12 protein-coding genes are annotated in these 12,431 nt (G+C 58.1%); 8 read left to right on the top strand and 4 right to left on the bottom strand.

Annotation, left to right across the window (positions count from 1 at the left end):
• The first annotated feature begins 70 nt into the window (after positions 1-70).
• The 3 genes from acnA (at position 71) to AB4Z23_RS16660 (ending at position 4,490) form a co-directional block, all read left to right on the top strand.
• Positions 71-2,764, top strand: a complete 2,694-nt coding sequence (acnA, locus tag AB4Z23_RS16670) for an aconitate hydratase AcnA (protein WP_003516634.1) — start codon at positions 71-73, stop codon at positions 2,762-2,764.
• Positions 2,765-2,959: 195 nt separating this feature from the next.
• Positions 2,960-3,700, top strand: a complete 741-nt coding sequence (locus AB4Z23_RS16665; protein WP_441360353.1) for a DUF1223 domain-containing protein — start codon at positions 2,960-2,962, stop codon at positions 3,698-3,700.
• 397 nt (positions 3,701-4,097) lie between these two features.
• Positions 4,098-4,490: a DUF2794 domain-containing protein gene (locus AB4Z23_RS16660; protein ID WP_003516645.1), complete on the top strand. Its 393-nt coding sequence runs from the start codon at positions 4,098-4,100 to the stop codon at positions 4,488-4,490.
• 137 nt (positions 4,491-4,627) lie between these two features.
• Here AB4Z23_RS16660 and AB4Z23_RS16655 read toward each other — a convergent pair whose 3' ends face one another.
• From AB4Z23_RS16655 to AB4Z23_RS16645, 3 genes are all read right to left on the bottom strand, one after another.
• Positions 4,628-5,365: a Bax inhibitor-1/YccA family protein gene (locus AB4Z23_RS16655; protein WP_065659945.1), complete on the bottom strand. Its 738-nt coding sequence runs from the start codon at positions 5,363-5,365 to the stop codon at positions 4,628-4,630.
• 218 nt (positions 5,366-5,583) lie between these two features.
• Positions 5,584-8,145, bottom strand: coding sequence for an ABC transporter permease (locus AB4Z23_RS16650; protein WP_421476988.1), 2,562 nt, complete (start codon positions 8,143-8,145; stop codon positions 5,584-5,586).
• Positions 8,142-8,852 carry an ABC transporter ATP-binding protein gene (locus AB4Z23_RS16645; RefSeq protein ID WP_003516652.1) on the bottom strand — a complete coding sequence of 237 codons (711 nt, stop codon included), beginning with the start codon at positions 8,850-8,852 and terminating at the stop codon, positions 8,142-8,144. Before AB4Z23_RS16645 ends, AB4Z23_RS16650 begins: the two co-directional genes overlap by 4 nt.
• 90 nt (positions 8,853-8,942) lie before the next feature.
• Between AB4Z23_RS16645 and AB4Z23_RS16640 the strand changes: the two genes are divergently transcribed.
• Entirely contained in the window at positions 8,943-9,593 is a 651-nt protein-coding gene (locus AB4Z23_RS16640; RefSeq protein WP_025594574.1) for an arylesterase, read from the top strand.
• A gap of 68 nt (positions 9,594-9,661) precedes the next feature.
• Positions 9,662-10,255, top strand: a complete 594-nt coding sequence (thpR, locus tag AB4Z23_RS16635) for an RNA 2',3'-cyclic phosphodiesterase (protein WP_003516655.1) — start codon at positions 9,662-9,664, stop codon at positions 10,253-10,255.
• Here the strand turns inward: thpR and AB4Z23_RS16630 are convergent.
• A complete protein-coding gene (locus AB4Z23_RS16630) occupies positions 10,189-10,668 on the bottom strand; it encodes a low molecular weight protein-tyrosine-phosphatase (RefSeq protein WP_111790489.1) in 480 nt (159 codons plus the stop codon). The two genes, thpR and AB4Z23_RS16630, sit on opposite strands and share 67 nt — an antisense overlap.
• 80 nt (positions 10,669-10,748) lie before the next feature.
• Between AB4Z23_RS16630 and AB4Z23_RS16625 the strand changes: the two genes are divergently transcribed.
• The 3 genes from AB4Z23_RS16625 to AB4Z23_RS16615 all read left to right on the top strand — a co-directional run bounded on the left by AB4Z23_RS16625 (position 10,749) and on the right by AB4Z23_RS16615 (position 12,288).
• Positions 10,749-11,054, top strand: a complete 306-nt coding sequence (locus AB4Z23_RS16625; RefSeq protein WP_013636908.1) for a 4a-hydroxytetrahydrobiopterin dehydratase — start codon at positions 10,749-10,751, stop codon at positions 11,052-11,054.
• Between the two features lie 51 nt (positions 11,055-11,105).
• A complete protein-coding gene (locus tag AB4Z23_RS16620; protein ID WP_013636907.1) occupies positions 11,106-11,486 on the top strand; it encodes a YkvA family protein in 381 nt (126 codons plus the stop codon).
• Positions 11,487-11,784: 298 nt separating this feature from the next.
• Positions 11,785-12,288 (top strand): invasion associated locus B family protein, encoded by a 504-nt coding sequence (locus tag AB4Z23_RS16615; RefSeq protein ID WP_003516662.1) that lies wholly within the window; start codon positions 11,785-11,787, stop codon positions 12,286-12,288.
• The last annotated feature ends 143 nt before the right edge of the window (positions 12,289-12,431 follow it).

Here is a 12,431-nt window from a genome sequence, read left to right as displayed (position 1 = left end):
CTGATGTGCATGAGTGCATAGGTGTCCGCACGCACGTGTTGGCTATCAGAGTAAGCGGGGTTTTTTATCCATGCCCAAATCACTCGACAGTTTTCATTGTCGTTCCGTCCTTACCGTTGATGGTAAGGACTACGTGTATTTCAGCCTTCCCAAGGCTGAGGCAAACGGCCTGAAGGGCGTTTCCAAGCTCCCCTATTCCATGAAAGTTCTTCTGGAAAACCTGCTTCGTTTCGAGGACGGCCAGTCCGTTACCAAGGAGCATATTCTGGCCGTTGCAGAGTGGCTGAACAATAAGGGCCTGACCGAAAACGAAATCGCTTATCGTCCCGCCCGCGTTCTCATGCAGGACTTCACCGGCGTTCCGGCTGTGGTCGATCTCGCCGCTATGCGCGATGCCATGGTGTCGCTCGGTGGCGACCCGGAAAAGATCAATCCGCTCGTTCCCGTCGACCTCGTGATCGACCACTCTGTTATCGTTGACGAATTCGGCACGCCGACGGCGTTTGCCCGAAACGTCGAGCTTGAATATGAGCGCAATGGCGAGCGTTACCGCTTCCTGAAGTGGGGCCAGCAGGCATTCAAGAACTTCCGCGTAGTTCCGCCCGGTACTGGCATCTGTCACCAGGTCAACCTGGAATATCTCGGCCAGACCGTCTGGACCAAGGAAGAGGACGGCGAAACGATCGCTTACCCGGATACCTGTGTCGGCACCGACAGCCACACCACCATGATCAACGGTCTTGGCGTTCTCGGCTGGGGCGTTGGCGGTATCGAGGCTGAAGCAGCGATGCTCGGCCAGCCTGTCTCCATGCTCCTGCCTGAGGTCATCGGCTTCAAGCTGACCGGCAAGGTGAAGGAAGGCGTGACTGCGACCGACCTCGTGCTGACCGTCGTGCAGATGCTGCGCAAGAAGGGCGTGGTTTCCAAATTCGTCGAATTCTTCGGCCCCGGCCTCGATTCGATGACGCTGGCCGACCGTGCCACCATCGGCAATATGGGTCCGGAATATGGCGCTACCTGCGGCTTCTTCCCGGTTGATGGCGAGACCATCAACTATCTGACCATGTCCGGTCGTACCAAGGACCGTATCGCGCTTGTCGAAGCCTATTCGAAGGCACAGGACATGTGGCGGACCGGCGACGGTTCCGACCTCGTCTTCACCGACACCCTTGAACTCGACCTCGGCGACGTCGTGCCATCCATGGCCGGTCCGAAGCGTCCGGAAGGCCGCCTGCCGCTCGAAACCATTGCGCCGAATTTCGCGACGGCTCTCGAGAACGACTACAAGAAGCCCGGTCAGCTCCACAGCCGCTATGCGGTTGAGGGTGAGGAGTTCGATCTCGGCCATGGCGATGTGGCGATTGCCGCCATAACCTCCTGCACCAACACGTCCAACCCTTCCGTTCTCATCGCTGCCGGCCTTCTCGCCCGCAATGCGGTTGCCAAGGGTCTGAAGTCCCAGCCGTGGGTGAAGACCTCGCTGGCGCCGGGGTCGCAGGTCGTTGCCGAATATCTCGACAAGTCGGGTCTGCAGAAGGATCTCGATGCGATTGGCTTCAACCTCGTCGGTTTCGGCTGCACCACCTGCATCGGCAACTCCGGCCCGCTGCCCGCACCGATCTCCAAGACGATCAACGACAAGGGCCTGATCACGGCCGGCGTTCTTTCCGGCAACCGCAACTTCGAAGGCCGTATCTCGCCCGATGTTCAGGCGAACTATCTCGCCTCGCCGCCGCTCGTCGTGGCTTACGCGCTTGCCGGCACGGTCCAGAAGGACCTGACGAAGGAGCCGATCGGCGACGACCAGAACGGCAATCCGGTCTATCTCAAGGATATCTGGCCGACCTCGCAGGAAATCCAGGAATTCATCCTGAAATACGTCACCCGCGAACTTTACGAATCGAAGTACGCTGATGTCTTCAAGGGTGACGCGAACTGGCAGGCCGTTCAGGTTCCCCCGGGCCAGACCTATGCCTGGGACGACAAGTCGACCTATGTTCAGAACCCGCCTTACTTCGTGGGCATGGGCAAGACCGGTACGGGCCTTACGAACATCAAGGGCGCCCGCGTTCTCGGTCTCTTCGGCGACAAGATCACAACCGACCACATTTCCCCGGCCGGTTCGATCAAGGCTGCTTCGCCCGCCGGCGCCTATCTGACGGAGCACGGCGTGGGCGTTGCCGACTTCAACCAGTACGGTACGCGTCGCGGCAACCATGAAGTCATGATGCGCGGCACCTTCGCCAATATCCGCATCCGCAACCACATGCTCGGCCCGAACGGCAAGGAAGGTGGCTACACCATCCACTATCCGTCGAAGGAAGAGATGTCGATCTACGACGCTGCCATGAAGTACAAGGCGGAGGGCGTTCCGCTCGTCATCTTCGCCGGTGTCGAATATGGCAACGGTTCTTCCCGCGACTGGGCGGCGAAAGGCACCAACCTGCTCGGCGTCAAGGCGGTCATCGCACAGTCCTTCGAGCGTATCCACCGCTCCAACCTGGTGGGCATGGGCGTCGTTCCCTTCGTCTTCGAGGAAGGCACGACCTGGGCAAGCCTTGATCTCAAGGGTGATGAAGTCGTCGAGATCGATGGTCTCGAAGGTGAAATCAAGCCGCGCGAAAAGAAGATCGCCAAGATCACCTACAGCGACGGTTCGGTGAAGGAAGTTCCACTTCTATGCCGCATCGATACGTTGGATGAAGTGATCTACATGAACAATGGCGGCATTCTGCAGACGGTTCTTCGCGATCTGGTTGCCTGACAAAGCTCAGACCAACAAAGGACGCCGGGATTTTTCCCGGCGTCTTTGCGTTTCATCATCTCTTTTTTTGTGATTGCCACTCACCCCTTCGTGACTTTCTATTGAAGTGGAATAGACGCTATTTTCCGGTTTGCATCCGGTTGGGTTGATCGCATCAATTCGTCTGGATATCTGCTCCGGACAAAGGTTCTTGTAATGCCGCTGAAATTGCCCCTGTCGATATGTCTTCTCGGCACGTTCCTCGTCACATCCGCGCACGCGCAGGAGGCTGTGAAGGGCGTTGTCGAGTTGTTTACATCGCAGGGATGCGCGTCCTGCCCGCCGGCGGACGAAGCATTGCGCAAGATGATCCAGAAGGGTGATGTGGTCGGCCTCTCCTACCATGTCGACTACTGGAATTATCTTGGCTGGACAGATTCCCTGGCATCGAAGGAAAATACAGAGCGGCAATATGGCTACATGCGCGCTCTCGGCCGCAACGGTGTCTATACGCCTCAGGCCATCCTGAACGGTCGCGACCACGTCAAGGGTGCGGATGTCCGCGGGATTTACGACAGGCTGGATGCTTTCAAGCGCGAGGGTCAGGGGCTGAACGTGCCGGTCGCGTCCAAATTTGCCGGTGACGAGGTGGAGATCGATATTGGCGCCGGTAGCGGCAAGGCCGATGTCGTGGTCGCCTATTTCACGCGCGAGCAGACGGTAGACGTGCAGAAAGGCGAAAACCAGGGGAAGAAAATGTCCTACTGGCACAGCGTCTATGACGTGCAAACTGTTGGCATGTGGGATGGTTCACCGATGACGGTGAAGCTTCCGGCAAGCGTGGTGGCAAAGGTGAAAAAGGGCGGCTGCGCCGTGCTGTTGCAAACGGTAAATGCCAGCGGCGATCCGGCGGCAATCGTCGGCGCAAGTATTTTACTGGGGAATGAAACACCCTGATCGCCTGTCTGGCGATGGAAGATCCGATCCGGGCATTGGGGGCTGGGGGTAAAGGGTCAATGCACCGGATCGGGTCATCTTGGTGCCTAGGCATCAATTGACAATAGGACTATTCCATTCAATTCGGGCCATGGTTTGACCGAAATACGGCAGGCCATGCTAAAATGGCTGCCTAAATGGTTACCTTTTTTACCCCTGCTTTTTTCTAAGGCAGCGTCCTTATGGGCATCGGCTGGTATCTTTCTGCGTCGCAGACGCCGGGTTTCGCTGCCGTCCCAAGACCGTAAAACCCTCCTCCAAAGTTGCGATCTCATGTTCAATGGCTGTTCGAGACTTGCAATTTTGTCTTCTCCGGCTCACATTAATCGGACGACTTGGGTGGAATCGGAGGTATTGGATGACCGATCAACCGGATGTGCAGCAGGTTCAGACCGCTTCACGCGACAGTTCCACCGTTGTCGATCTCCGCGAGTACAAAAAAGACAAAGACCCTCTGCCAATTACATTCCACCGGCGCGAGCTGGATGCGATCCTGCGCATTTATGGCCGCATGGTGGGAGAGGGCGAGTGGCGCGACTATGCCATCGACCACCTGAGGGAAAAGGCGGTATTTTCAGTCTTTAAACGCTCGGGTGAAATGCCGCTCTACAGGATCGAGAAGAACCCCAAGCTGGCGGCGAAACAGGGGGCCTATTGCGTTGTGAATACGGATGGCCGCATTCTCAAACGTGGCCACGAGTTGCCGCAGGTTCTCAAGGTTTTCGACAAGGTCCTGAAGCTCATCGAGTGAGATGAGACGGGACGAGCTACCCTGCCGCAGCTTAATGCGGACACGCGGATGGAGAGGCGATCAAGTCTCGAATTTCGGAAAATAAAAAGGCGGCCGAATGGCCGCCTTTTGCACGTTTGCCAGTTGGGTTCCTGCCCTTACTTGTCACGGTTGCCCATGAACTGCAGGAGGAACATGAACAGGTTGATGAAGTCGAGATAGAGCGTTAGCGCACCCATGATCGCCTTGCGGCCAGCCACGGCAACTTCGTCGCCATCGAAATACATTTCCTTGATCTTCTGCGTGTCATAGGCGGTGAGGCCAGCGAAGATCAGCACGCCAATCGCGGAGATCGCGAACTGCAGCGCGGAAGAGGCGAGGAAGATGTTGACGATGGATGCGATGATGAGGCCGAACAGACCCATGATCAGGAACGAACCCATGCCCGAAAGGTCTTTCTTCGTGGTGTAACCGTAAAGAGAGAGCGCGCCAAACGAGGCAGCGGTCACGAAGAACGTCTGTACGACGCTCTGGCCGGTATAGACCATAAAGATCGAAGACAGGGACACGCCCATCAGCGCCGCATAGACCCAGAAGGTTGTCTGGGCGGCGGAAACGCTCATGTTCTGGATACGGAAGCTAAGAAAGAACACCAGTCCGAGCGGTGCGAGCATGACGACCCAGCGCAGCGGTGACGCAAAAAGCAAAGTGGCAAAAGCTTCGTTCGAAGCTGCAAGCGTATATGTGCCGAACGCTGCGATGCCGGTGATGACCAGAGCCAGCGCCATAAGGTTGTAAACCTTGAGCATGTAGGCGCGAAGACCTTCATCGATCATCGCACCAGTCTGTGCACGGGTCTGGGCCATGCGGTTCTGGTAGTTATTGAAGTCAGCCATTGTTTCCTCTTTTGAGCTCCGTAATTGCTACGGTGTCGGGATACCTCCCGGGCGCCGCTGCGGAGCTTCAGCAAGCCTGCCCAAGAATATGATGGCAGAACGTGTCCGATACAAGGCCTTTCACAGTCGAAAAGACACCATATGCGCGAAAAGCGCTCACGTTTCAGCGATCATTACAAAGAATTAATCGTTAAAGTTAAGCAGCGCACAACCGAAGATTATTCACCCGCCTGCCGCAAAACCGGAGCGGCCTTCTGCCCGAGAATTCGCCATGTGCCCATGAGGCCGATGCCTACCGTCATGACGAGGGCGACGACGACCGTGCCGATCGCCACATCCGGCAGGAAGCTGGAGGGCAGCTTCATGATGCGGGAAATGACGAACCAGGCGGAGACGCCGCCGGCGAAAAGCGCAAAAACGGCGGTGGCGAGACCGAGCATCATATATTCATAGGAGAACGCGCGGATCAGCAGGCTGCGTGTACCGCCCAGTGTTTTCAGGATGACCGCATCATGGGTGCGGGCACGGTTTCCGGCGGCAAGAGCGCCGGCGAGGACGAGGACGGAGGCTATGAGCGCAACGGCCGCTGCTGCGCGAATTGCGGTGGCAAGCTGGCCGACCAGCCGGTTGACCACATCGAGGGCGTCCTTCACGCGCACGCTTGTTATCGTTGGGTAGGCGTTGGTAACGGCGCGCAATATCTGGCCCTCCTCGCTTGCGGATGCGGAGGGGTCGGCGAGTGTGGCAAGCCAGGCATGTGGTGCGCCACGGAAGGTATTGGGTGAAAACACCATGACGAAATTGATCGACAGCGATTCCCATTCGACATTGCGCAGATTGGCGATCTTTGCCGTGATGCTGCGGCCGAGCACGTTGACGGTAACGGTGTCGCCGATCTTGAGGCCCAGTTCCTGCGCCTCTTTCGCCGCAAAAGAGACCAGCGGCTCGCCGCTATAATCCGGTCCCCACCATGTTCCTTCGGTCAGCTTGGCGTTTTCGGGAGCATCCTGCGAATAGGTTATGCCCCGATCACCGCGCAGCAGCCAGCGGCCGGATGGCGGCACATCTATCTTCGTCACGTCCTCGCCATTAAGAGCCAGAATGCGGCCGCGCAGCATCGGCACCTCGGTCAGCGTGCCCTGGGGCGCTTCTTGCCTGAGAAGATCGCGGAAGCCCTGCAACTCGGTGCCCTGAATATCCACGAAGAAGAAATTCGGCGCTCGTTCCGGCAGGCTGTCGGTCAGTTCGCGGCGCAGATTGCCGTCGATCAGCGTCAGGGTCACCAGCAGCGTCAGCCCGAGGCCGAGGGAAAGAACGACGGAGGGGGTGAGCGCACCCGGCCGGTGAATATTGCCGATCGCCAGGCGAAGGGCGGCGGAATGAACGCGCGGGCTGCGTTTGGCGATGGCCTTGACGCCTGACGCCACCAGTCGCAGCACCACAAACGCGAAGGCGATGGCGGCAAGGAAAACCGAGGCGATGAAACGTTCTTCTGCCGAAAAAATGGCAAGTATGGCCAGCGCAGCCAACAACAAGCCCGTCACGGCGAGATAAGGCCAGGACGGCCAGCTGCCCTCCTCGAACCCCTGCTCTCGAAAAAGGGCGGTCGCGGGAACTTCGCGCGCCTGGCCGAGTGGCACGATGGCGAAGGCAAGTGTCGTCAAGATGCCGAACAGGGCGGCAAGACCAAGTGCTGCCGGATAGAAGGCAAGCTCTTTCGGTACCGGAAGCACACCCTCCAGAAACCGCATGGCGATCAGCGGGGCGATGGCGCCCACAGCGAGGCCGATGATGATGCCAACGGCGGCAATGAACACGATCTGGAAGAGATAGGTCATGGTGACCACGGAAGCCGGCGCGCCGAGGCATTTCAGCGAGGCGATCGTGGTGCGCTTGGAATCGAGGAACGCGCGAACGGCGTTCGCAACGCCGACGCCGCCAACGATGAGGGCGGTCAGGCCCACCAGCGTCAGGAATTGCGAGAAGCGGTTGACGTTTTCGGTAAGCGATGGCGCTGCCCGGTCACTCGTGCGGATGGACCAGCCGGCATCGGGAAACGTCTTGTTGGCCGCATCGGTCATCGTTGCCCGCGCTGCAGGATCGTTCAGCATGATCTTGTAGGCGTGTTCGACCAGACTTCCGTTCTGAACGAGGCCTGAGGCGAAAAGCGCATCGCGGCTGACCATCAGCCTTGGGGCAAAACCGAAGCCGTCGGACAGGGCATCCGGCTCGTCGACAACCGTGCCGGTCAGTTTCAGCTTCACATTACCGAGAAGGATGTCGTCGCCGACCTTGATGCCCAGCCGCTCCAGGAGAAGCGGCGCGGCAACGGCGCCATAGGTATCGCCGTTCGCAGCCAGAAGCTCGCTCAGAGGCCGGTTTGGGTCTGCTACGAAGGCGCCGTAAAGCGGATAGGCGCCGTCTACGGCCTTCACTTCCGTCAGCGTCTGTTCGGAACCATCGGCAAGGCGCGCCATGGAGCGCAGCCCGGTGGAAACGGCGATTTTGCCGAGGCCATCGAGGTAGGCCCGCTCCTCTCCGGTTGCCTCCCTGTTGCGCAGCTCGAAGCGCACATCGCCAGCCAGTATCGATTGGCCTTCCGTCGCAATCGCGCTGGTGACGGCGCGTGACACGGAGTTGACAGCGGCAATGGCGCCGGTTCCGAGCGCGATGCAGGCGAGGAAAATATAGAAGCCACGAAGGCCGCCGCGAATTTCGCGCCGCGCGAGCCTGAATGCGTTTTTGATGTTGGCAACAGACGGGAGAATGGAGCCGATCATGCCGATACCGCCCGGGCCATATGGGCAGTGGCGCTGTCACCCTCTATCTCGCCGGAGCGCACCTTGATCTGCCTTGAGCAACGGGCGGCCAGTGACGGATCATGGGTGACAAGGATCATCGTCATGCCGCGTTCGGCCTGTTTTGAGAAAAGAAGATCGGCGATCTGCTGGCCCGTATCCGCATCCAGATTGCCGGTCGGTTCGTCTGCGATCAACACGGCGGGGGAGGGTGCAAGCGCGCGGGCGATCGCAACACGCTGCTGTTCGCCACCGGAGAGCTGGCCGGGATAATGGTTGAGGCGTTCGCCGAGACCGACAGCTACGAGTTCCCGTTTGGCGATCTCGAAGGGGTTCGGCACGTTGGCCAGTTCCAGCGGAACGGCTACGTTTTCCAGCGCCGTCATATTGGCGATGAGGTGGAAAGACTGGAAAACGATGCCGATATTCTTGCCGCGGAAATCCGCGAGAGCATCCTCGCCGAGCTTATGCAATTCCGTGCCCGCTATGACGATCTCGCCGCTATCCAGCCTTTCGAGACCGGCAAGCACCATGAGAAGGGTCGATTTTCCCGAACCGGAAGGGCCGACGATCCCCACCGCCTCGCTTTCGCCAATGGCAAGATCGATGCTCTTGAGAACGTGAACGGAGGCGGCGGCGTTGCCGAGCGTGAGGTCGGCCTTCTTAAGCTCTATGATGCTTTTCGTCACAATTCTCGTTCCTATATATGATGAAAACAGTCTGGCGGTGTCGATGCGGACGGTATTTCAGACAATGCAAACCAAGTTAGGAAAGCCGTGATGAGATTTAAAGCTGCCCTGTTTCACTTCATCGTCATTTTCGCCGCCGCCTTTTCCGCCTCGGCGGCCATGGCGCAGGAGCGGACATTGCAACTGGTTGGCCTGGGCGACAGTCTCATGGCGGGTTACCAGTTACCCCCCACCGATGGCTATACGGCACAGCTTGAAGCTGCATTAAAGGCCAAGGGCATCAATGTTACCGTCACCAATGCCGGTGTGTCCGGCGATACGTCCTCAGGCGGTCTGGCTCGGGCGGAGTGGTCGGTTCCCGATGGCACGGACGGGGTCATTCTGGAACTCGGCGCCAATGATGCGTTGCGCGGTATTGCGCCGGAACAGACGGAAAAGAACCTCGACGCCATCATTTCCGGCTTTCAGAAACGCAACATAGCGGTGCTGCTAGTCGGCATTATGGCACCGCCGAACATGGGTGACGATTACGCCAAGCGCTTCAACCCGATCTATCCGCAGCTTGCAGAAAAATACAACCTGCCGCTTTATCCGTTTTTTCTGGATGGCGTGGTGACGGATGATAAGTTGAAGCTGGAGGACAAGATGCATCCCAATACGCAGGGTGTGGCGATGATGGTGGAGAAATCTTTGCCGGCTGTTGAAAGCTTCATCAAGACAATCGGTGCGCAAAAAAAATAAGCACTTGCGCCCGCCTGCATTGCATGATTCGCTATGCTTGTTCTGCCAAGAGATTCGGGGAGCTCGCCATGCCGAGACTGTTTATCGCCCTCGAAATTCCGCGCAATGCGGCTATGAGCCTGTCATTGTTGCGCGGTGGTCTGCCGGGAGCCCGGTGGATCGATGTGGAGAATTATCACATAACCCTGCGTTTTATCGGCGATATCGACGGGAGAACCGCCGATGAGGTCGTTGACAGGCTGGACCGGATCGACAGGCCGGAATTCCAGCTCAGTCTCAACGGGATGGGTTCCTTCGGCTCCAAGAAACCGCATTCGATCTGGGCGGGGGTTTCCCCCTCGCCGGAAATGAATGCGCTTCAGGCGGAGGTCGAGAGGATCTGTCAGAGGATCGGCTTGCCGCCGGATCCGCGCAAGTTCATGCCGCATGTGACGCTGGCGCGGTTGCGCTCTTCACGGCTGGACGATGTGGTGCAGTATCTTTCCGGGCGCGGCAATTTCCGCACATCCGCCTTCACGGTCGGTCGTTTCGTGTTGATGTCGTCCAAGGAATCGGTGGGTGGCGGACCCTACATCGTGGAAGAGGTGTTCCCGCTTCACGAAGCGCGGTCCAGCGCCATCTTCTCGAGCAACGAGCTGCATCCTGCAAAAAGCATGTTGTAGACGGCCAGAAATCCGTCGTCGCCACCGAAGTAGGGATCGGGCACGTTTTCGTGGCGTCCCGAAGCGTAGTCCAGGAACAGGTGGATTTTGTGCTTCCGGTTTTCGGGCGCCTTTCGGAGCAGTTTCGCGAGATTTCCTCCGTCCATGGCAAGGATGAGATCGAAGGTCTCGAAATCGGCCTGGCTGACCTGCCGTGCACGCTGCAGGGAAATATCGATCCCATGCTTGCGGGCGATTGCGATGGATCTGCGATCCGGGGCGGTACCGGTGTGCCAGCCGCCGGTGCCGGCGGAATCGACAGTGAGTTGGCGAGATACGCCTTCGGTTTCGGCAAGTTTTGTCAAAATGCCTTCGGCAAGCGGAGAGCGGCAGATATTGCCCATGCAGACAAAAAGAACGGCTGTATGTTTCATGGAATATGCGTCGATCCGGTCGTTGAGGCGTTAATGTTTGTCCGAAACAGCGGATCGCATGTCAAGCGGAGGCAAGATGCATGAAATATCCAAGACTTGAGCCGGAAGCCATCCGGCAGGCGCTTTTAAAACTCGAAGGCTGGTCCTTGCGCGAGGACGGGGCGGCAATCGTCCGGTCGTTCAAGTTTGCGAGTTTTGCGGAGGCTTTCGGTTTCATGGCCGAGTCCGCACTCGTAGCAGAAAAGCTCAATCATCATCCAGAATGGTCCAACGTCTATTCGCGCGTCAGGGTCTGCCTCACCACCCACGATTCGCAAGGCGTGACCGAGCGGGATTTCCTGCTCGCGGAGGCCATGCAGAAGGCGGCAACGGGCCGTGGGAATTGAACGGCGGGCTTTAACTCCCATATAACAACCGTGACCGGAGGACCGTCGATCATGGATGATGTGAAAATCGGTGAAATTCTTTTGCCCGGGGAAACGGGCAGCGATGGCGAACGCGAACGCGTCGTGCGCGCCAAATTCTGGCCCAAGCTGAAGCGTGTGATGACCAAGGTGCCCTTCGCGCGCGATGCGGCAGCAGCCTATTATTGCGCGATCGACCGGGATACGCCGCTGCGTGCCAAGGGCATTATTCTGGCCGCGCTCGCCTATTTCATCATGCCGTTTGATGCCATACCGGACATGCTGGCGGTCGTTGGATTTACCGACGACATCGCGGTCATTACGGCCGCGCTTGCGATGATCCGCGCCCACATCAAGATGGAGCATTACGATGCGGCGGATGCCATGCTGAAACGGCAGCAGGAGGCCGAATAACACGTCTGTGATGACGAGGCTCCTCGGAGCCGGGCAGGTGACAAATTGTTGCCTGAATTTGTGTGTCATAGACATGACGGGGAGGGCGTGCCACGCCTTTCTTCTCAGGGTGCGGGCGTAGCCGATCTGTAACACTTCAAGACGTTTTCGGCATTTTATACGTGTTGTTGACGGTTTGGTAACCGCTTCCTGACCACAATGAGAAAAGACGATCCGCACCTGAACGTGGCCGATCCATAAACATGGAGCCCGCCGCTGCTTCGGGCCAATGGAAGACAATAACCCGGCAGGAAATTCTATGTTTGTAAGAAGTGTAGCAACCGCAGTGGCCATTTTGCTGACCAGCGTCGGCGTAGCATCTGCACAGTCGCCCACGCGCATCCAGCAGTTCAATGCATGGGGCGCCTATTCGTACAAATCGGGCAACAGCACCGTCTGCTACGTTCTTTCCATCCCCACTTCCAAGGAACCGGCAAGCGTCGATCACGGCGATATCTTCTTCATCGTGTCGCAGCGTCCGGGCCAGAATATTTCCTACGAGCCGCAGGCCATGGTGGGTTACCCGCTGAAGCAGGGCTCCAAGGTCAATGTCACGATCGACAACAAGAACTTCGTGATGTTTACCAAGGACAAGGCTGCCTGGGTTGAAAATGCTGCCGAAGAACCCGCTCTCGTTGCCGCGATGAAGGGCGGCAAGTCGATGACGGTGAAGGCGGTGTCCGGCCGCGGCACTGCGACTTCCTATTCCTATTCGCTTTCGGGCATTTCGGCTGCTTTCAAGCAGATCGAAAGCTGCAAGTAATCCTGACGCTTCGTCAGCTTTGTGATTGGCCGGTCATCGACCGGCCATTTGCGTTTTTGCTTGTTTGATGCTAAAGGCGCGGCAACATTGACAGGCGGATGCGCGAAAAGTGCTCCGCCTTTGATTTTTTCGACATGCAGACG

The sequence above is a fragment of the Agrobacterium sp. MCAB5 genome, assembly GCF_052114365.1.
Taxonomy (GTDB): Bacteria; Pseudomonadota; Alphaproteobacteria; order Rhizobiales; family Rhizobiaceae; genus Agrobacterium; species Agrobacterium tumefaciens.
The sequence above is the reverse complement of the archived record's forward strand: the minus strand, read 5'-3'. Positions and strand labels throughout refer to the sequence as shown.